Source organism: Streptomyces sp. ISL-100 (assembly GCF_018614615.1).
In the GTDB taxonomy this organism is placed as follows: Bacteria; Actinomycetota; Actinomycetes; order Streptomycetales; family Streptomycetaceae; genus Streptomyces.
Window position 1 is genome coordinate 55,607 of sequence record NZ_JAGGOK010000084.1, and the last position, 18,973, is coordinate 74,579.

Genomic DNA, 18,973 nt, shown 5'->3' on the forward strand with positions numbered 1-18,973 from the left:
TGCCCGCGGCCGTCACTTCAGCCTGCTGGAAGCGAGGACGGACACGAGGTGGAGCAGGGTCTGCAGGAGTGCGATGCCGGCCAGGACGGCGACACCGAGCCGCGAGAAGAACAGGTCGTCCCTGACACTGTCCACGATCGCCGCGGCGAGGATCAGCAGGGATGCCTCGACCCCGAGGACCAGCCGGTGGAACTTCAGCGCCGCGGCGGCCTTGCGGGCCAGTGCCATTCCCGAGGAGCGCGGCTCGGACGCCGACTCCTTCACCGGGGGCATCCCGCCCTGGTGACGGGCGACGCCGACGAGGTCGGTCTCGGCCTTGATCAGGATCGCGCCGAGTGCGGCCAGGGTGCCGAGGAAGGCCCACAGCCAGTCGATTCGCCCCTCGCCCCACAGGTCGGCGGCGCGCAGGCCGAAGCCGACCAGGACCGCCGCGTCGCACAGGTAGGCGGCGACCCGGTCCAGGTAGACCCCGGCGAGCGAGTACTGCTTCTTCCAGCGGGCGATCTCGCCGTCGACGCAGTCGAGCAGCAGATAGAGCTGGACCATCAGCACGCCGAGCAGGGCGCCCGTGATGCCCGGCACGAGCAGTGCCGGAGCGGCGAGGGCACCCGCGACGGTCATCACATAGGTCAGCTGGTTGGGCGTGACCCGTGTGTTCACCAGATGCCGGTCGACGCGCAACGAGACCTCGCGCATGTAGAGCCGGCCGGCCCAGTGCTCGCCGCTGCGCCGGTCCTTCACACCCGGGGGGTGAACGACCGGTCGCAGCTCAGCTACCGATGGCTTTTGCATAGTCGGCGTATGCGTCCTTGATCTGGTCGGTGGACAGGTTGAGGTGCTCCAGGATCGTGAAGCGTCCCGGGCGGGTCTGCGGTGCGTATTCGACGGCCTTGACGAACTCGTCGACGCTGAAGCCGATCTCCTCCGGCAGCACCGGCAGGCCGTGCCGGTGCAGCACCTCGGCGAAGAGACCGGACTGCTCGTACGCGCCCCGCAGGTGCATGGCGAAGGCGGCGCCGATGCCGACCTGCTCGCCGTGGCTCGCGGCCCGCTTGGGGTACAGCAGGTCGAAGGCGTGGCTGATCTCGTGGCACGCGCCGGACGAGGGGCGGCTGTCGCCGCTGATCGACATGGCGATACCGGACAGCACGAGGGATTCGGCGAGGACCGTGAGGAACTCGTCGGTGCCGACCCCGCCGGGGTGGCGGAGTACGGCTTCTCCCGCCGTACGGGCCATGGCGGCGGCCAGTCCGTCGATCGGCTCGCCGTGGAGGCGGTGGGACAGCTCCCAGTCCGCGATCGCCGAGATGTTGGAGATCGCGTCGCCGATCCCGGACCGGATGAACCGGACCGGGGCGTCGCGGATCACATCGAGGTCGATGACCATGGCGATGGGGGTCGGTACGCCGTAGGAGCCGCGGCCGTTGTCGTTGTCCAGGATGGACACCGGCGAGCACAGACCGTCGTGCGAGAGGTTCGTCGCGACGGCGACCATCGGCAGGCCGACCCGCGCCGCCGCGTACTTCGTCACGTCGATGATCTTGCCGCCGCCGAGGCCGACCACGGCGTCGTACCGCTTGCCCTTGATGTCGTCGGCGAGCTTGACGGCGGAGTCGATGGTGCCGTCGGTGACGGCGTACCAGTCGGCACCCGGCAGGACCGGCGCGAGCTTGTCGCGCAGGGCCAGCCCCGAGCCGGGGCTGGTCGCGATCGCCAGCTTGCCGGACGCGGAGATCCGCTGGTCGGCCAGCAGGCCGGCCAGATCGTCCATGGCGCCGCAGCTGATGTCGACGACGACCGGCGACGGGATGAGCCGGGTCAGTACAGGCACGCGATCTCCCGGCCCCTCGCGAGGTCGTCGTGGTTGTCGATCTCGACCCACGTCACTTCGCCGATGGGGGCGACGTCGACGGTGAAGCCGCGGTTGACCAGCTCCTGGTAGCCGTCCTCGTAGTAGAGGTCGGGGTCGCGCTCGAACGTGGTCTTCAGCGCGTCGGCGAGCTCTTCGGCGGCCTCGGGCTCGATCAGCGTGACACCGATGTACTCACCGGTCGCGGTCGCCGGGTCCATCAGCTTGGTGATCCGCCGGACGCCCTGGCCGTCCTGCGTGATGACCTTCATCTCCTCGTCGGCGAGGTTCTTCACCGTGTCGAGGGCGAGGATTATCTTCTGGCCCTTGCCGCGGGCGGCGAGCAGCGTCTTCTCGACGGAGACCGGGTGGACGGTGTCGCCGTTGGCGAGGATCACACCCTGCTTGAGGACGTCACGCGCGCACCACAGGGAGTAGGCGTTGTTCCACTCCTCGGCCTTGTCGTTGTCGACGAGCGTGATCTTGAGGCCGTACTTCGCCTCAAGGGCCTCCTTGCGCGCGTAGACGGCCTCCTTGCGGTAGCCGACGACGATGGCGACCTCGGTCAGGCCGACCTCGGCGAAGTTGCCCAGGGTCAGGTCCAGGACGGTCGTGTCGCCGTCCACGGGGACGAGCGCCTTCGGGAGGGTGTCCGTGTAGGGACGCAGACGCCGTCCGGCGCCGGCAGCCAGTACGAGGCCGATCATGCGGGTTCTCCTTCGTCATGTACTGCGGGTGCTCCGGAGGACACCCAGAAGCGGGTGGACTCCACCAGCACCACGAGCGCCACGGCCACAGCGAAGGCCGTGAGCGCCAAGGTGAGGTCTGTGTACTGCGTCGCCAGGAGGGTGGCGAGTACCACTGCCACCAGCGTCCGGCCTTCGTGCCCGCCGATCGTCCGCACCAGCCACTGGGGCGGCGCGCCTGTGCCGCCGCGGATGCGGTACACCGTGTCGTAGTGATGGTAGGCGACCGCCGACACCAGTCCGAAAGCGGCGGGCAGCGCTCCGTTCACTTCGGAGCGGGCGGCGAGGATCAGGATCGTGCCGTACTCGGCCGCCCGGAAAACGGGGGGCACGAGCCAGTCGAGGGCGCCCTTGAGGGGACGCGAGACGGCTATGCCGGAGAGCACCGCGTAGAAGAGCGCCGCGACGATGACCTGGCGGCTGCCGAACGGCTGCGTGAGCGCCGTGGCGACCAGGGCGGCGGCGCCGGTGAAGGCGACGACCGGTGCGGTCCAGGCGCCTTTGAGGCGCGGTCCCCGGGCCGCCACTGCCTGCGCGATCGGGCCGCTGTCCGCGAGGTCCGCGAGGGCCTGCGCGGCGCGGTCGGTACGCCGCGCCTTGCGGGTCAGCGAGCGCAGGACGCGGCCCGCCGTGGTGTAGAGGGCGGCGAGCGCGCAGCCGACGAGCAGGGCGTAGAAGACGATCCGGGGGGTGGTGACGGCGGTCAGGACCGCGATCATGGCCCACCGCTCGCCGATCGGCAGGACGATCATCCGGCGTACCCAGACCGTCCAGCCGACGCTGTCGAGCTTGTCGGAGAGCGCGGCGGTGGGGCTCGTATTGGACTCGGCGTCGTGGTTCGCCTCGTTGAAGGAGAAATCCACGACATGGCGGCAGCTCTGGAGCACCATTGCGCCGAGCGCCAGCGCCCATACGTCGTCGCCGCCGCGGGCGGCGCCGAGTGCGAGTCCCGCGTAGTACGCGTACTCCTTGGCGCGGTCGAAGGTCGCGTCGAGCCAGGCGCCCATCGTCGAGTACTGGAGCGAGTAGCGGGCGAGCTGCCCGTCGGTGCAGTCCAGGACGAAGGAGAAGAGCAGCAGCAGACCGGCCGCGATGTAGCCGCCCCGGGTGCCGGTCGCCGCGCAGCCGGCCGCGATCAGCGCGGTGATCAGCGAGGCGGTGGTGACCTGGTTCGGGGTGAAGCCCCGGCGGGCGCACCAGCGCGCGAGGTAGCGCGAGTACGGGCTGATGCAGAAGGTGGTGAAGAAGCCGTCGCGGGACTTCACGGCCGTACGCAGCCGTACGGCCTCCTCGTCGATGGCGGCGACGGCGGCGCGGGCCTGCTCGCGCTCGTCCTCGCCGGTGGCGACGACGGCGACCAGCGAGCCGAGTTCCGGGCGCTGCACGGCGGTGCCGCTCGCGTCGAGCGCGGCGGCGACGGCGTCGGGCCCGGCACCGGCACCGCGCACGGCGTGCGCCAGCGCCGCGCGGGCCTCGGGCTGCGCGGTGAGCGCGCCGGGGGCCGCGGCGGCCATCCAGCGGGGGTCCGTCAGCGCGAGGCGCAGGGAGTGGACGTGGCCGACGAAGCGCGGGTCGACGAGCGCGACCCGCTCACCGGCGGGCGCCCTGTCGAGAAGCTTGGCGATCTGCTCGGCAGCGTCGGCATCGGGCCCGACGTACCGCACGTCGAATCCCAGCGACCGCAGATCGCCCTCGAGCGGCGATCCGGGTACCGGCGGACCGGTGAGGATGGCGGTCGACAGACGAACTCACTCCTTGGAGCTGGGCATGGCTGGCCTTGTACGGCAATGACATGCGGCATTCCGGCCCGGCATGGGCGGGAGGGCATGTCGGCAGAGGCTATCGGATGAACGGAAGCAGGAGTTCACGGCCCGTTTACGCCCCGATAAGACCGGACCGGGACGCGGTCAACCCGCCGCGAGCATCTTGGTCGATCAATGCCCCGGCCCACAAACCGCGACCGCCGTGGGTCCGGACACGCCCTAGGGTGGCGGTTATGACATGGCTGATCACAGGTGGTGCGGGTTACATCGGCGCGCATGTGGCGCGGACCATGGCGGCGGCGGGTGAGCGGGTCGTCGTCCTGGACGACGTCTCGTCCGGGATTCCCGAGCGGCTGCCGGCGGAGGTCGCGCTCGTACGCGGCTCGGTACTGGACCGGGAGCTGCTCGACGTGACGCTCGCCGAACACGGCGTCACGGGTGTGGTGCATCTCGCGGCGAGGAAGCAGGTCGGGGAGTCGGTCGAGAAGCCGCTGCTCTACTACCGGGAGAATGTGTACGGGCTCACAGTGCTGCTGGAGGCCGTCGTGGCGGCCGGGGTGCGGCACTTCCTCTTCTCCTCCTCCGCCGCCGTGTACGGGATTCCCGAGGCGGAGCTGATCTCCGAGGACGCCCCCTGCGCGCCGATCAATCCGTACGGCGAGACCAAGCTGGCCGGCGAGTGGCTGGTGCGGGCGGCGGGCCGGGCGCACGGGTTCTCGACCGCGTGCCTGCGCTACTTCAATGTGGCGGGTGCGGCGAGGCCGGAGCTGGCCGACACCGGAGTGTTCAACATCATCCCGATGTTCTTCGACCGGATCACGCGTGGCGAGGCCCCACGGATCTTCGGGGCGGACTATCCGACGCCCGACGGCACCTGCATCCGTGACTACATACACGTCGCCGATCTCGCCGACGCCCATCTGTCGGTCGCGCGGGCGCTGGCCAAGCGGGACGAGGCGGCGGAGCTCACGTTCAATATCGGCCGCGGCGAGGGCGTCTCGGTGCGCGAGCTCGCCGATCTGGTGGCCGAGGTCACCGGTTCCACGCTCGTCCCGGTGGTCGAGCCGCGCCGCCCCGGGGACGCCGCGAAGGCCGTCGCCTCCTCCGATCTGATCGCCAATGAGCTCGGCTGGACGGCCGGGCGCGGGGTGCGCGAGATGGTCGCCTCGGCGTGGGAGGGCTGGCTTCTCCGGCATCCGGAGGCCGCCCGTATCTGATCTTGTCAGCGCTCTGACCTGCGGTCATTTCCGCAGGTCAGAGGACATGACAACGGTGTTCAGTCCCGTGTTGCACATACCCCCCGCCCGTAGTTCACTGGCACCTCGGTCAGACCATCACACAACCGGGGAGGCGTCCTTCATGGGGGCAGGGCACGATCACGGGCATACGCACGGCGGGCCGCCGCCCACCGGCACGGCCGCCGCCGCGTACAAGGGGCGGCTGCGTATCGCGCTCGGCATCACCCTGACCGTCATGACGGTCGAGATCGTCGGCGGACTGCTCGCCAACTCGCTGGCGCTGATCGCGGACGCGGCCCACATGGCGACGGACGCCCTCGGACTCGCGATGGCGCTCCTGGCGATCCACTTCGCCAACCGCCCGGCCACCACGAAGGCCACCTTCGGGTATGCCAGGGCCGAGATCCTCGCCGCGCTCGCCAACTGTCTGCTGCTGCTCGGCGTCGGCGGCTTTCTGCTCTTCGAGGCCGTCGACCGCTTCATCACCCCGGCACAGACCAAGAGCGGTACGGCGATCGTTTTCGCGCTGGTCGGTCTCGTCGCCAACATGATCTCGCTGTCCCTTCTGATGAAGGGTCAGAAGGACAGCGTCAATGTGCGCGGCGCCTTCCTGGAGGTTCTCGCGGACACCCTCGGCTCGGCCGCCGTGCTGATCTCGGCCGGCATCATCATGGCGACCGGCTGGCAGGCCGCCGACCCGATCGCGTCGCTGGTCATCGGCCTCATGATCGTGCCGCGTACGTGGAAGCTGCTGCGGGAGACGCTGAGCGTGCTGCTGGAGATCGCACCCAGGGGCGTGGACATGGCGGACGTACGGGAGCACATACTCGATCTGCCCGGCGTCGACGACGTACACGATCTGCATGCCTGGACGATCACCTCGGGCATGCCGGTCCTGTCCGCGCACGTCGTGGTCAACCAGGACTTCCTCGACTCGGTCGGGCACGAGAAGATGCTGCACGCCCTCCAGGGCTGCCTCGGGGAGCACTTCGACGTCGAGCACTGCACGTTCCAGCTGGAGCCACGCGGACACGCGGAGCACGAAGCGAAGCTCTGCCATTGAGACGTAGGGGAGCCGCTCGAACTGTTAGGATCTTCGAAGAGACATCCGGGTCTCGGGGACACGATGAGGGGAGATGAGGTTGATGACCGTCACGGTCGACGCTGCTGCGAGCAGTGTCCGGTTCATCCTCAACTCCCGGGCTCTCGGCTGACCCCTTCTTCGCGTTTTCGCGCTTGATTCGCGCGCGTCGGCCGGAGCCCTCACACCCAAAGGGTTCTCACGTTGACCGACAACCACGACGTCATGACAGCTTTCATGACCGCTTTCATGACCCTGCACGGCGGACTTCCCCGCCAGGGCCCCGGCTCCGACGCCACCACCCGCCATCTGCTCTCCCTCGCCGGTCCTCTGCCGCCCCGTCCGCGCGTCCTCGACCTGGGCTGCGGCCCCGGCAGGGTCTCGCTGCTGCTGGCTGCCGAGATCGGCGCCGAGGTGACGGCCGTCGATCTGTACGCGCCGTTCCTCGCCGAGCTGCGGAGCGCCGCCGAGGCGCGCGGGCTCAGCGGCTCCATCCGTACCGTCGAGGGTGACATGGGCGAACTCCCCTTCCCCGACGGGTCGTTCGACCTCGTCTGGGCGGAGAGCTCCGCCTACAGCATCGGCTTCGACACCGCGCTGAGCAAGTGGCGGCGCCTCGTCGCACCCGGCGGCGCGCTCGTCGTCACCGAGTGCGAGTGGACGTCCGACCAGCCGTCACTGGCTGCACGCGCGTTCTGGGACCGGAACTATCCGGCGATGCGCGGCCTGTCCGAGAACACGGCCGCGGCCCTCGCGGCGGGCTACGACGTCCTCGGGGTGTACGCACAGCCCGAGAGCGACTGGGACGAGTACTACGTCCCGCTCGGCGCCCGCGCCGACGCGACCGATCCCGCCACGCCCGGAATGGAGCAAGCACTCGCCTTCACCCGCGAGGAGATCTCCATGCGCGCGGAACACGGCACGGAGTACGGCTACACCGGCTATGTACTGCGGCCCGCCGACCGTCTGAGCTGACGGCTCGTCCGCCCTCGCCGCGCCGCACGGCGGGGGCGGACATGCGGTCGGTTCCGCGAAGTACGGACAAGACTCTTTTGTACGGCAGACTTGGACGCCGGGAACCGAAGCAGCGAAGGATGGTTATGCCGAGCACACCAGTCACCGCGGCGAACAGCTCGTCGAACGGCACAGCGGAAGAGATCCTGCTCGAGCTGGTCGACGAGGACGGCAATACCATCGGCACCGCGGAAAAGCTGTCCGCGCATCAGGCTCCCGGCCGCCTGCACCGCGCCTTCTCGGTCTTCCTCTTCGACACGTCCGGACGGCTGCTGATCCAGCGCCGCGCGCTCGGCAAGTACCACTCCCCCGGCGTCTGGTCCAACACCTGCTGCGGGCACCCCTACCCCGGGGAGTCGCCGTTCGCAGCGGCCGCCCGTCGTACGTACGAGGAGCTGGGCATCTCCCCCTCGTTGCTCGCCGAGGCGGGCACCGTCCGCTACAACCACCCGGACCCCGACTCGGGCCTGGTCGAGCAGGAGTACAACCACCTCTTCGTCGGGATGGCGCAGAGCGCCCTGCGGCCCGACTCGGAGGAAGTCGGCGAGACGTCGTTCGTTACGCCGGACGAGCTGGCCGAGCGGCACGCGAAGGCGCCGTTCTCTGCGTGGTTCATGACCGTGCTCGACGCGGCGCGCCCGGCGATCAGAGAGCTGACGGGCCCGGCTGCGGGCTGGTGACGACCGCCCCCGCCAGCGGCAGAGCGACCCAGATGACCTTCCCGCCGCTCGCGGTGTGCTCGATGTCGCACACCCCGCCGGCCTCGGCGGTGATCTCCCGCACGAGCAGCAGGCCGCGCCCGCCGGTCTGCGCGTAGTCCCGCTCCAGAGCCTTGGGCCGGTAGGGGTGGTTGTCCTCCACGGAGACCCTGATCCACTCCGTGCCGATCGCCACCTCGACGGCCAGCTGCGGAGAGAGCAGCGCCGCATGACGTACGGCGTTGGTGACCAGCTCGGAGACGATGAGCAGCAGCCCCTGCACCAGATCGTCGTGGACCGGTACGCCCTGCCGGTTCAGCAGGTCGCGGACTGCGTGCCTGGCTTCCGGTACGGAGGCGTCCGCCGCAGGGGCGGTGAAGCGCCAGACTCCTTCGTACCCTGCCGGTGCGTCTTCTCTCGTCACCACGCATTGAGTGTTGGGAACCAGCCGGTCCGAGCCGGGCTTCTGAACACAAGTCAGCCGCAATCGACAACTTCTGACCGTTGCGCCTATGACAGCGTCAGTTGTGTGACTCTTCCTGCTCCTCCGGCGTCGTTGCCGCGACCAGGTTGTTGACCATCTGGCGACCGCCCGTGCCGATCGCGATCAGGCCGAGCCCGTCGAAGAGCAGCGCGAGGGAGAAGAAGCAGCCCAGTACGTACAGACTGCTGTGCGGCCAGTCGAAGAGCACGAAAAGGCCGAGCAGTACGCCGAAGGCGCCCTGCACCAGCGTCCAGCCGAACTGCGGGCCGCGCACCACCGCACTCCCGACCAGCCGGAAGACGCCGCCGGTCAGGAAGAGCAGGGCGGCGAACATCGTCAGCGCCTCGGCGGTGCCCTCGGGATGGCGGATGACGACGATTCCGGCCGCCAGGTTGAGCGCGGCGACCACCACACCGAGCCAGAAGAAGTTCGAGCCGCGCGACTGGACCGCCTGGAGCAGCCCGACGAGACCCCCGACCAGCAGCAGCCAGCCGAAGAGGATCATCGAGGTGAGGGTGGCGACGCCCGTATGGATGAGGCCGACGACTCCTCCCAGCACGAGGATCGCGCCGAGGAATGTCAGGATCCCGAAACCGCGCTTGAGCTTCCTGCCCTTGGTTGTACTCGCGGGACCGGCCATGACGACTCCTCACTCAGCAGCGTCCGCTTGTCGACCCCTTCTTGATCATAGGTTCGTACGGTCCGGATAGCATCCGGCGCATGGAGCCGCAGCTTGAGCACACCGTCGCGGACGGGGTCGCCACCGTCGTCATCAACAACCCCGCCAAGCGCAATGCCATGACCGCCGGGATGTGGGCCGCGCTGCCGGGGCTGCTGGAGGGGCTGGCCGGGGACCGGAACGTACGGGCGCTGGTGCTGACCGGGGCGGGCGACACGTTCTGCGCGGGGGCGGACATCTCGTCGCTGCGCGAGGGCGACGCTCCGCAGGGGCTGGCCGTGCTGGCCGAGGAGGCGCTGGCCGCGTTCCCGAAGCCGACGCTGGCGGCGGTCAGGGGTTACTGCGTCGGCGGCGGCAGCCAGCTGGCCGCCGCCTGTGACCTGCGGTTCGCGGAGGAGGGAGCGTCCTTCGGGGTCACGCCCGCGAAGCTCGGGATCGTCTATTCCGCGTCGTCGACCCGGCGGCTCGTCGCACTGGTCGGCCCTTCCGCCGCGAAGTATCTGCTGTTCTCCGGCGAGTTGATCGGTACGCAGCGGGCGCTGCGGACCGGGCTGGTGGACGAGGTGCTGCCGGCGGGCGGACTGGCCGGGCGGGTGGCCGAGTTCACGCAGGTGCTCGTGTCACGCTCGCAGCTGACCCAGGCCGCGGTGAAGGAGTTCGCCGATGGCCGCATCGACCGGGACGCGTACTGGGCGGAGCAGGCGCGCGGGAGCGGCGACACCGCCGAGGGTGTCGCCGCGTTCCTGGAGCGCCGTACGCCCAACTTCACGTACGAGGGCTGACGCGGGCGCCGTTCAGTCCTGGACCGCCAGAACCTTGTCCGCCTCACCGCGCCAGTGCGCGACGATCTCGGCCGGGGCCTTGGCCGGTGAGCCGGCGTCGTAGGGCGGCTGGGGGTCGTACTCCGTGAGCAGCTGCACGGTCTGGGCGAGCGCGTCTCCGCCGATCCGTCCGAGCAGGTGGAGCGCCATGTCGATGCCGGACGAGACACCGGCAGCAGTGACGTACTTACCGTCGAAGACCACGCGCTCGCCGGTCGGTTCGGCTCCCAGCGGCTTCAGCTCGTCGAGCGAGAGCCAGTGCGCGGTGGCGCGGCGGCCGGTGAGAAGTCCGGCGCCCGCCAGTACCAGGGAGCCGGTGCAGACCGATGTGGTCCAGGTGCTGGTGGCGTCGGCCGTACGGAGCCAGTCGAGGATCATCTCGTCGTGCATGGCCTGCCGGGAGCCCGGGCCGCCGGGCACCAGAATGATGTCGGGGCGTGTCACCTCGGCGAGCGACCGGTCGGCGACGAGGGCGAGGCTGCGCTGATCGTTACGGACCTGACCGGCCTCCTTCGCGACGAACACCGTCTCGGCGCCGGGCAGCCGGGCGAGCAGCTCGTAGGGCCCGACGGCGTCGAGCGTGGTGAAGTTGTCGTAGAGCAGAACGGCGATCTGCATCGGTGATCCTCTCAATGGGCGGGTTACGGTCGCGCGGGCCGCGCGGGGGCGTGGAAGCGGCGGCGGTACTCCATCGGCGGCGTACCGAGGGCTTTGACGAAGGCGCGGCGCATCGCCTCCGGGGTGCCGTAGCCGCAGGTCCGGGAGATCTCCTCGATGCCGTCCGTGGAGTCCTCCAGGAGCCGGCGCGCGTGTTCCAGGCGTACGCGATCGACGTACCTGCCGGGTGTCGTGCCGGTCTCGGACTGGAAGGCGCGGGCGAAGTGGCGGGGCGAGAGGCGGGCGCGTTCGGCCAGCGACTCGACCGACAGGTCGTCCCCGGGATGCTCGGTGATCCACTGCTGGACCTCGCGGAGGGGCTCGCGCTGCGCGGTCTGGGCGGCGAGCTGGGCGCTGAACTGGGCCTGGTTTCCCGGGCGCCGCAGGAAGACGACGAGATGGCGGGCGACGGTGAGCGCGATGTCCCTGCCCAGGTCCTCTTCGACGAGGGCGAGTGCCAGGTCGATGCCCGAGGTGACGCCGGCCGAGGTCGCCACGTTCCCGTCTCGTACGAAGATGGGGTCCGGGTCGACGTCGACCGCCGGGTAGGTACGGGCCAGATGGTCGCTCACCACCCAGTGCGTGGTGGCCCTGCGGCCGTCGAGGAGTCCCGCCGCCGCGAGCAGGAGCGCTCCCGTACAGACGGAGACCAGGCGCTCGGCGCGCGGGGCGTTCTCGCGCAGCCAGTCGATCAGGAGCGGGTCGGGGGCACGGGTGCCCTGGCCGCCGGGCACGAGGAGGGTGTGGGGCGCCGGCTCGTCGGCGAGGGCGGCATCGGGCACGAGCGTGAGCCCGCTGGATGTGCGGACGGGAGCGCCGTGGAGGGAGGCGGTACGGATGTGGTACGCGCCTTCCGTGCTGCCGCCGCCGAGCTGTGCGGCCGCGCTCGCGCCCGCGAAGACCTCCACGGGGCCGGTCACATCAAGGCTCTGGACGTCGTCGAACAGTACGACGAGAACGGATCGTACGGATCGCTGCGTCATGCGCCCATCCTTCGGGGCGCCATGGTTGTCCGCAACGACGAGTACCCCACCTTTTCTGCCATGAGGGCCCGGGCGCTTCCGAACGTACTGACCAGTCGGTAGCGTACGGACATGACTTCTCTGCCCGCGCGCGCCGGCCGCCGCTGCCACAACGTCCTCAATCCGCTGCACGCGAGCGTGTACTTCTCCCCGGACTTCACGAAGGAGCTGGCGGGGGTGGGCATCGCGGACAGCAACGCCGCCTACTTCGCCGGCCGGGGCGCCGCCATGGGGGCGGTCGGGGCCGGGGTGATCACCGCCGCGTTCTACAACTTCAACCACGACCTCGTCGCCCGCCACGTCCCCCAGGTGTGGCGTACGGCGTCACCCGAAGTCGTACTCGAAGCGCGGCTGCGAGCCGTCGACACCACCCTGCGGCGACTGCTCGGCGAGGATGCCATCGCCTCCGACGAGATGGCGGAGGCCGCCGGGCTCGCACTGCGCGCCGCCGACGCGTGCACCCGCCACGCCCGCCCGCTGTACGCCGCCCACGCCGACCTGCCCGTGCCCGAGCGGCCCCACCTCGCTTACTGGCACGCCGCGACACTGCTGCGCGAGCACCGCGGCGACGGCCACCTGGCCGCGCTGCTCGCCGCCGGTCTGGACCCGCTGGAAGCGCTGGTCAGCCACACGGCGACGGGCAAGGGGATGTCCCCGCGCTGGACGCTGGCGACGCGCGGCTGGAGCCGTACGGACTGGGAGGCGGCCTCCGGGAGGCTGCGGGAGCGCGGGCTGCTGGACACCGAGGGCGAGTTGACCGAGGCGGGCATCGCGCTGCGCGCCGATCTGGAGGACGTTACGGACCGGCTCGACGCGGCGCCGTACGAGCACCTGGGCGCCGAGTGCACCGAGCGGCTCACCGAGCTCGGCCGGGGCTTCCTCGGCGCGGCGCTGGGGGCCGGCGCGTTCCCCGCCGATCTCACCGGTAAGTGATCCGTTTACGCGGCGCCCTGATGGACACCCGTCCTGTGTCGGACACCGAGACACCAGGAGGCAACGTGTTCCGTGCGATCGCAGATGGACTACGCATGGTCGGCTCGGCCCTCGCGACAGTGGTGACTCTGCCCTTCAGGCTGGTCGCCCGGCTCTTCGGAGGCGCGTCGAGCACCGCGTCGCGCGGTGGCGGGCGAACCCGTAGGGCCTGACGGCCACCGGCCGACCGGTCAGGGGCGCGCGCGACAGGAGACCCGACAACCCTGCACAATGCAGGCTCAAGCACAGCCCGCAGGAGAAGGCGAGTCGGGAACATCGTGACGACGTCCATCGAAGGCAGGATCGCCGAGGAACTCGGCGTAAAGGAGCGGCAGGTCCGGGCCGCCGTCGAATTGCTCGACGGCGGCTCGACCGTGCCGTTCATCGCTCGCTACCGCAAGGAAGCGACCGAGATGCTCGACGACGCGCAGCTGCGCACGCTCGAGGAGCGGCTGCGGTATCTGCGCGAGCTGGAGGAACGGCGGACCGCGATCCTGGAGTCCGTACGCGAGCAGGGCAAGCTGGACGACGCCCTTGAGGCGCGGATCCGGGCCGCCGACACCAAGGCCCGGCTGGAAGACATCTACCTGCCGTTCAAGCCCAAGCGCCGCACGAAGGCACAGATCGCGCGCGAGGCGGGGCTCGAACCGCTGGCCCAGGGGCTGCTGGCCGACCCTTCGGTGGATCCGCTCGCGGCCGCCGCCGCGTTCGTGGACACGGAGAAGGGGGTGGCCGATGCGCAGGCCGCCCTGGACGGCGCGCGGTCGATTTTGACGGAGAGCTTCTCGGAGGACGCCGATCTGATCGGTGAGCTGCGTGAGCGCATGTGGTCGCGCGGGCGGCTGGTCGCGAAGGTACGGGAGGGGAAGGAGGAAGCCGGCGCGAAGTTCGCCGACTACTTCGATTTCGCCGAGCCCTTCACCGCGCTGCCGTCGCACCGGGTGCTCGCCATGCTGCGGGGCGAGAAGGAAGACGTACTGGATCTGGTTCTGGAGCCCGAGGAGGCTTCGGAGGCGGCTGGGCCCTCGACGTACGAGAGCATGGTCGCCCGGCGGTCCGGGATTTCCAACCAGGGGCGCCCCGGCGACAAATGGCTCGGCGACACCGTGCGCTGGGCGTGGCGGACCCGGATTCTGGTGCACCTCGGGATCGATCTGCGGCTGCGGCTGCGTACCGCCGCGGAGGACGAAGCGGTACGGGTCTTCGCGGCGAACCTGCGGGACCTGCTGCTGGCGGCGCCGGCGGGGACGCGGGCGACTCTTGGGCTCGACCCCGGGTTCCGTACGGGTGTGAAGGTCGCTGTGGTGGATGCGACGGGCAAGGTCGTCGCGACCGATGTGATCTACCCGCACGTTCCCCGGAACAAGTGGGACGAGTCGCTGGCGACGCTGGCACGGCTCGCCAAGGAGCACGACGTCGAGCTCGTCGCTATCGGTAACGGCACTGCCTCCCGCGAGACCGACAAGCTCGCCGGTGAGCTGTGCGACAAGCACCCCGAGCTGAAGCTGACGAAGGTGATGGTCTCGGAGGCGGGTGCGTCCGTGTACTCGGCGTCCGCTTTCGCTTCGCAGGAGCTTCCGGACATGGATGTGTCGCTGCGCGGCGCCGTGTCCATCGCGCGACGGCTGCAGGATCCGCTGGCCGAGCTGGTGAAGATCGACCCGAAGTCGATCGGCGTCGGGCAGTACCAGCACGATCTGGCCGAAGTGAAGCTCTCGAGGTCGCTGGACGCGGTTGTTGAGGACTGTGTCAATGGTGTGGGTGTCGACGTCAACACCGCTTCCGCGCCGCTGCTTTCGCGGGTCTCGGGCATCAGTTCCGGGCTTGCCGAGAACATCGTGGCGCACCGGGACGCGAATGGCCCGTTCCGGTCCCGGAAGGGGCTGAAGGATGTGGCGCGGCTCGGCCCGAAGGCGTACGAGCAGTGTGCGGGCTTCCTGCGCATCCAGGGCGGCGACGATCCGCTGGACGCGTCCAGCGTGCACCCCGAGGCGTACCCGGTGGTACGGGCGATGGTGAAGACGGCGGGGAGCGGAGTCGGCACGCTTATCGGGAACACGGCTGTGCTGCGGTCGCTGCGGGCGGGTGACTTTGTGAACGACACGTTCGGGTTGCCGACCGTGTCGGACATTCTGAAGGAGCTGGAGAAGCCGGGGCGCGATCCGCGGCCCGCCTTCAAGACGGCGACCTTCAAGGAGGGCGTCGAGAAGATCGGCGACCTGGCGGCCGGGATGGTCCTGGAGGGCGTGGTGACGAATGTCGCCGCGTTCGGGGCGTTTGTGGATGTGGGCGTTCATCAGGACGGGCTTGTTCACGTGTCGGCGCTGTCGAAGACCTTCGTCAAGGACCCGCGGGACGTGGTGAAGCCGGGTGACGTGGTGAAGGTCAAGGTCATGGACGTCGACATTCCGCGCAAGCGGATCTCGTTGACGCTGCGGCTGGACGACGACGTGGCGGCGGCTGGTGCGGCTGCTGGTGGTGAGGGGAAGCGGGAGCGGGGCGGCGGCTCGGGTGGTCGTCCCCCGGCTCAGCGGCAGGGTGGGCGCGAGCGTCGCGGGGGCGCGGGCGGTGGTGTCGGCGCTGCTGGTGAGCGGCGTGGTGGTGGCGGTGCTTCGCGGCAGGCGGCTGCGCCGGCCAACAGCGCGATGGCAGATGCGCTGCGGCGTGCGGGGCTGACGGACCCGAAGCGGGGCTGACGCAAACCGGGGCTCCGCCCCGGACCCCTGTCCTCAAACGCCGGACAGGCTGGAATCGCCCAGCAGCGAATCCGGGCCCGTCCGGCGATTGAGGCACGCCCGAAGGGCGGCTCGCGTCAGAGTTCGGTGACCTTGCCGTCCGTGACCTCGACGCGGCGGGTCGTACGGACCGCGTCCAGCATCCGGCGGTCGTGGGTGACCAGCAGCAGCGTGCCCTCGTACGTGTCGAGTGCGGACTCCAGCTGCTCGATCGCGGTCAGGTCGAGGTGGTTCGTCGGCTCGTCGAGGACGAGAAGGTTCACGCCCCTGCCCTGGAGCAGCGCGAGGGCGGCTCGGGTCCGCTCCCCCGGCGAGAGAGTGGTGGCGGGACGCAGGACGTGCGCGGCGCGCAAACCGAATTTGGCCAGGAGGGTGCGTACCTCCGCCGGCTCCGTGTCGGGGACGGCCGCGCAGAAGGCTTCGAGGAGCGACTCGGAGCCGTAGAAGAGGCCGCGGGCCTGGTCCACCTCGCCGACGACGACGCCGGGGCCGAGTGCGGCGTGGCCCTCGTCCAGTGGGAGGCGGCCGAGGAGGGCTGCGAGCAGCGTGGACTTGCCCGCGCCGTTGGCCCCGGTGATCGCGACGCGGTCGGCCCAGTCGATCTGGAGCGACGCCGGGCCGAAGGAGAAGTCGCCGCGCCGGACTGTCGCGTCGCGCAGCGTGGCGACGACCGCGCCGGAGCGCGGGGCCGCCGCGATCTCCATGCGCAGCTCCCACTCCTTGCGGGGCTCGTCGACCACGTCGAGGCGCTCGATCATGCGCTGCGTCTGGCGTGCCTTGGCGGCCTGCTTCTCGCTCGCCTCGCTGCGGAGGTTCTTGCCGATCTTGTCGCTGTCGGTGGCCTTGCGGCGGGCGTTCTTGACGCCCTTGTCCATCCAGCCGCGCTGCATCTGGGCGCGGCCTTCGAGTGCGGCCTTCTTGTCGGCGTACTCGTCGAAGTCCTCGCGGGCGTGGCGGCGAGCGGTCTCGCGCTCCTCCAGGTACGCCGCGTAGCCGCCACCGTAGAGCTTGATCTGCTGCTGGGCGAGATCCAGCTCCAGGACCTTGGTGACGGTGCGGGTGAGGAACTCGCGGTCGTGGCTGATGACGACTGTGCCCGCGCGCAGGCCCGAGACGAAGCCTTCGAGGCGCTCCAGGCCGTCGAGGTCCAGGTCGTTCGTGGGCTCGTCCAGCAGGAAGACGTCGTACCGGGAGAGGAGGAGCGAGGCGAGACCCGCTCGGGCCGCCTGGCCGCCGGAGAGAGCCGTCATGGGTTGGTCGAGGCCGACCGTCAGGCCGAGGGTTGCGGCCACCTCCTCGGCGCGCTCGTCCAGGTCCGCGCCGCCCAGGTCGAGCCAGCGGTCGAGGCTGTCGGAGTACGAGTCGTCCGCGCCCGGGGTCTCGTCGACGAGCGCCTGGGTGGCCTCGTCGAGGGCGGTCTGGGCGGCGGCCACGCCGGTACGCCGGGCCAGGAAGGCCCGTACCGTCTCGCCTTCGCGGCGCTCCGGCTCCTGCGGGAGGTGCCCGACGGTGGCGGTGGGCGGCGAGAGCCGCAGCTCGCCCTCCTCGGGGGTGTCGAGTCCGGCGAGCAGGCGAAGGAGTGTGGACTTGCCCGCGCCGTTCACGCCGACGAGGCCGATCACGTCGCCGGGGGCGACTACGAGGTCCAGCCCGGAGAAGAGGGAGCGGTCGCCGTGGCCCGCTGCGAGATCTTTGGCGACGAGAGTTGCAGTCATCAGGCCACGGATTCTACCGAGCGCGCCGGAGTGGGTGTCGGGGGTGTGGGGTGCTGGGTGCGTCTGTCAGCGGATCATTGGGGCCACCAGCACCGCTCCCATCGTGCGGGCGACGATGAACGACTGGCCCTTCGTCGCCCGCGCGTCCAGCGGGATCCGGTGCTTGCCCGGTTCCAGCATGCTGTCGAAGACCTCATGGGTGTGCGTCCGCAAGAGCCGGTCGAGGCGGTACGCGATCAGCTGTACCCGGCAGGTGGACGTCACCTCGACCCCCGCCTCGCCCTCCACCGCCACCAGCCGCGTCAGGCGGCGCTGCTCCGGTGGGCTGCGGTCCAGGGCGGCCTCTATCTGGGCAACCAGGAGCGGGATGATCGGGGCCAGGCCGTCCACGTAGGTCACATCTGCGCCCGCGCGCTCGAATGCCGCCCGGACGGACGCTCGTCTGCGCTCGTCGACCGCTCTGCCGAACGCCACCGCCCCGTAAGCCCTCAGCTCTTCGGGTGGGACATCGGCCGCGTCGGTGGTGATGTCCGCGCCGATGTTGATCGTGCGCAGGGCGGCCGCCAGCTTCGCCAGTACGTCGACTCGTGCGCCGATGAGAAGGACTCGGCGGCGGGGCGGTGGCTCCTCGTCGCCGGCCGCGAGGAGGTGTTCCAGGGCTGTGCGGTACTCCTGGCCGCGGAAGCGGAAGGGGCCTATCCCGTGGTAGCCGTTCAGGTCCAGGTCGGCGGTCTCGCTCGTCTGCCAGGCGAAGTCCCGCCAGACGAAGTCCTCCCCTGCCCGCTCGATCACGGCGGTGACCGCGCCGCAGTCCAGGCTTTCGCACTCGGGGCAGCCGTAGATTACGTACCGGCCGTCGGGGAGGGGCGCATCTTCCTCCAGGAGCAGGGTGCGTACTTGGGCGGTGAAAATGGCGGGTGGTACGTCGGCGGCCAGTGGGGACACCGCGTCGAGGTCGGAGAGCTGGTGGAGCAGCGGGTGGCCGTCGATGATGAAGTCCATGAAATCGCGGTGCACTTGATAGTCCCCGTTGACGAGAACACCACCGGCCCGCATTGCCGGAGCCAGCCCGAAAGTCGCGTAGTCGGCAGACATGTCCTGAGTATCCCCAGCCACGACGAGATGTGAGCACGGCAGCGCGGATTGGCGTTAACGTCCGGTCATGAGCGGTGAAGTGGTTGTCGTGGGCGGCGGGGTGGCGGGGCTGGCTACGGGTGTTGTCCTCGCGGAGAGTGGCTGGTCGGTGCGGGTGTGGACCAGGGAGCCCGCGGAACGGACTTGCTCGGCGGTGGCGGGCGCGCTGTGGTGGCCTTATCGCATCGAGCCCGCAGAACTGGTGGGCGACTGGTCGGTGGAGTCGCTGCGGGTTTACGAGCGGTTGGCCCGTACGCCGGACGATACGGGCGTACGGCTGGTGGGTGGTGTCATGGCGGGCACCACGGTTGCCGGGCTCGGGCCGTGGGGGGCGGGAGTGGCGGGACTGCGGGACGGGGCGGGTG

18 protein-coding genes and 1 pseudogene are annotated in these 18,973 nt (G+C 70.2%); 9 read left to right on the forward strand and 10 right to left on the reverse strand.

The annotated features are described in order from the left end of the window. Positions 1-12: 12 nt before the first annotated feature. From J7E89_RS33600 to J7E89_RS33615, 4 genes are read right to left on the reverse strand one after another with little or no spacing between them, the layout of a single operon-like run. Positions 13-792 (reverse strand): CDP-alcohol phosphatidyltransferase family protein, encoded by a 780-nt coding sequence (locus J7E89_RS33600; RefSeq protein WP_214979052.1) that lies wholly within the window; start codon positions 790-792, stop codon positions 13-15. Beyond that, complete coding sequence (locus J7E89_RS33605) at positions 770-1,831, reverse strand: iron-containing alcohol dehydrogenase family protein (protein ID WP_214979054.1); 1,062 nt, start codon at positions 1,829-1,831, stop codon at positions 770-772. The genes J7E89_RS33600 and J7E89_RS33605 overlap by 23 nt, the downstream gene beginning before the upstream one ends. After that, positions 1,819-2,556, reverse strand: coding sequence for a sugar phosphate nucleotidyltransferase (locus J7E89_RS33610; RefSeq protein ID WP_214979056.1), 738 nt, complete (start codon positions 2,554-2,556; stop codon positions 1,819-1,821). Before J7E89_RS33610 ends, J7E89_RS33605 begins: the two co-directional genes overlap by 13 nt. Continuing rightward, positions 2,553-4,337 carry a DUF5941 domain-containing protein gene (locus J7E89_RS33615; protein ID WP_214979114.1) on the reverse strand — a complete coding sequence of 595 codons (1,785 nt, stop codon included), beginning with the start codon at positions 4,335-4,337 and terminating at the stop codon, positions 2,553-2,555. The genes J7E89_RS33610 and J7E89_RS33615 overlap by 4 nt, the downstream gene beginning before the upstream one ends. 254 nt (positions 4,338-4,591) lie before the next feature. Here J7E89_RS33615 and galE point away from each other — a divergent pair, with 254 nt between their 5' ends. From galE to idi, 4 genes and pseudogenes are all read left to right on the forward strand, one after another. Further along, on the forward strand, positions 4,592-5,575 hold the full coding sequence (gene galE / locus J7E89_RS33620; RefSeq protein ID WP_214979057.1) for a UDP-glucose 4-epimerase GalE: 984 nt from the start codon (positions 4,592-4,594) through the stop codon (positions 5,573-5,575). 142 nt (positions 5,576-5,717) lie between these two features. Beyond that, positions 5,718-6,659, forward strand: a complete 942-nt coding sequence (locus J7E89_RS33625; protein WP_214979059.1) for a cation diffusion facilitator family transporter — start codon at positions 5,718-5,720, stop codon at positions 6,657-6,659. 243 nt (positions 6,660-6,902) lie between these two features. Further along, a pseudogene (locus J7E89_RS33630) lies at positions 6,903-7,640 on the forward strand (class I SAM-dependent methyltransferase); the annotation flags it as partial. Between the two features lie 137 nt (positions 7,641-7,777). Continuing rightward, a complete protein-coding gene (gene idi, locus J7E89_RS33635; RefSeq protein ID WP_214979063.1) occupies positions 7,778-8,371 on the forward strand; it encodes an isopentenyl-diphosphate Delta-isomerase in 594 nt (197 codons plus the stop codon). Here the strand turns inward: idi and J7E89_RS33640 are convergent. Beyond that, complete coding sequence (locus tag J7E89_RS33640; RefSeq protein WP_214979065.1) at positions 8,337-8,816, reverse strand: ATP-binding protein; 480 nt, start codon at positions 8,814-8,816, stop codon at positions 8,337-8,339. The two genes, idi and J7E89_RS33640, sit on opposite strands and share 35 nt — an antisense overlap. Positions 8,817-8,910: 94 nt before the next feature. Further along, positions 8,911-9,513 carry an HdeD family acid-resistance protein gene (locus tag J7E89_RS33645; RefSeq protein ID WP_214979067.1) on the reverse strand — a complete coding sequence of 201 codons (603 nt, stop codon included), beginning with the start codon at positions 9,511-9,513 and terminating at the stop codon, positions 8,911-8,913. 80 nt (positions 9,514-9,593) lie between these two features. Between J7E89_RS33645 and J7E89_RS33650 the strand changes: the two genes are divergently transcribed. Continuing rightward, positions 9,594-10,334 (forward strand): enoyl-CoA hydratase/isomerase family protein, encoded by a 741-nt coding sequence (locus J7E89_RS33650; RefSeq protein WP_214979069.1) that lies wholly within the window; start codon positions 9,594-9,596, stop codon positions 10,332-10,334. Positions 10,335-10,346: 12 nt separating this feature from the next. Here the strand turns inward: J7E89_RS33650 and J7E89_RS33655 are convergent, their stop codons facing one another. Both J7E89_RS33655 and J7E89_RS33660 read right to left on the reverse strand, forming a co-directional pair. Continuing rightward, entirely contained in the window at positions 10,347-10,991 is a 645-nt protein-coding gene (locus J7E89_RS33655) for a DJ-1/PfpI family protein (RefSeq protein ID WP_214979072.1), read from the reverse strand. 23 nt (positions 10,992-11,014) lie between these two features. After that, on the reverse strand, positions 11,015-12,013 hold the full coding sequence (locus J7E89_RS33660; protein WP_214979075.1) for a GlxA family transcriptional regulator: 999 nt from the start codon (positions 12,011-12,013) through the stop codon (positions 11,015-11,017). A 111-nt stretch (positions 12,014-12,124) separates the two neighbouring features. On the opposite strand from J7E89_RS33660, the gene J7E89_RS33665 reads away from it, so the two are divergent. The 3 genes from J7E89_RS33665 to J7E89_RS33670 all read left to right on the forward strand — a co-directional run bounded on the left by J7E89_RS33665 (position 12,125) and on the right by J7E89_RS33670 (position 15,720). Further along, entirely contained in the window at positions 12,125-12,985 is an 861-nt protein-coding gene (locus tag J7E89_RS33665; protein ID WP_214979078.1) for a hypothetical protein, read from the forward strand. A gap of 65 nt (positions 12,986-13,050) precedes the next feature. Then, complete coding sequence (locus J7E89_RS41380) at positions 13,051-13,197, forward strand: LPFR motif small protein (RefSeq protein WP_308315686.1); 147 nt, start codon at positions 13,051-13,053, stop codon at positions 13,195-13,197. Between the two features lie 105 nt (positions 13,198-13,302). Next, a complete protein-coding gene (locus J7E89_RS33670) occupies positions 13,303-15,720 on the forward strand; it encodes a Tex family protein (RefSeq protein ID WP_214979080.1) in 2,418 nt (805 codons plus the stop codon). A gap of 116 nt (positions 15,721-15,836) precedes the next feature. On the opposite strand, the gene J7E89_RS33675 is transcribed toward J7E89_RS33670, so the two are convergent. Together J7E89_RS33675 and J7E89_RS33680 are read right to left on the reverse strand one after the other, a co-directional pair. Further along, entirely contained in the window at positions 15,837-17,474 is a 1,638-nt protein-coding gene (locus tag J7E89_RS33675; protein WP_214979082.1) for an ABC-F family ATP-binding cassette domain-containing protein, read from the reverse strand. A gap of 66 nt (positions 17,475-17,540) precedes the next feature. Beyond that, positions 17,541-18,569: an oxidoreductase gene (locus J7E89_RS33680; protein ID WP_214979084.1), complete on the reverse strand. Its 1,029-nt coding sequence runs from the start codon at positions 18,567-18,569 to the stop codon at positions 17,541-17,543. A 67-nt stretch (positions 18,570-18,636) separates the two neighbouring features. Between J7E89_RS33680 and J7E89_RS33685 the strand changes: the two genes are divergently transcribed. Further along, positions 18,637-18,973: FAD-dependent oxidoreductase (locus J7E89_RS33685; protein WP_214979086.1), on the forward strand; the 337-nt coding region annotated here is incomplete at its 3' end.

Bases quoted from the DNA above. Each gene is read 5' to 3' on its own strand.
- J7E89_RS33600 (WP_214979052.1), bottom strand. From the start codon at position 792: ATGCAAAAGCCATCGGTAGCTGAGCTGCGACCGGTCGTTCACCCCCCG.
- J7E89_RS33610 (WP_214979056.1), bottom strand. From the start codon at position 2,556: ATGATCGGCCTCGTACTGGCTGCCGGCGCCGGACGGCGTCTGCGTCCC.
- idi (WP_214979063.1), top strand. From the start codon at position 7,778: ATGCCGAGCACACCAGTCACCGCGGCGAACAGCTCGTCGAACGGCACA.
- J7E89_RS33645 (WP_214979067.1), bottom strand. From the start codon at position 9,513: ATGGCCGGTCCCGCGAGTACAACCAAGGGCAGGAAGCTCAAGCGCGGT.
- J7E89_RS33660 (WP_214979075.1), bottom strand. From the start codon at position 12,013: ATGACGCAGCGATCCGTACGATCCGTTCTCGTCGTACTGTTCGACGAC.
- J7E89_RS33680 (WP_214979084.1), bottom strand. From the start codon at position 18,569: ATGTCTGCCGACTACGCGACTTTCGGGCTGGCTCCGGCAATGCGGGCC.
- J7E89_RS33655 (WP_214979072.1), bottom strand. From the start codon at position 10,991: ATGCAGATCGCCGTTCTGCTCTACGACAACTTCACCACGCTCGACGCC.
- J7E89_RS33650 (WP_214979069.1), top strand. From the start codon at position 9,594: ATGGAGCCGCAGCTTGAGCACACCGTCGCGGACGGGGTCGCCACCGTC.
- galE (WP_214979057.1), top strand. From the start codon at position 4,592: ATGACATGGCTGATCACAGGTGGTGCGGGTTACATCGGCGCGCATGTG.
- J7E89_RS33675 (WP_214979082.1), bottom strand. From the start codon at position 17,474: ATGACTGCAACTCTCGTCGCCAAAGATCTCGCAGCGGGCCACGGCGAC.
- J7E89_RS33665 (WP_214979078.1), top strand. From the start codon at position 12,125: ATGACTTCTCTGCCCGCGCGCGCCGGCCGCCGCTGCCACAACGTCCTC.
- J7E89_RS33625 (WP_214979059.1), top strand. From the start codon at position 5,718: ATGGGGGCAGGGCACGATCACGGGCATACGCACGGCGGGCCGCCGCCC.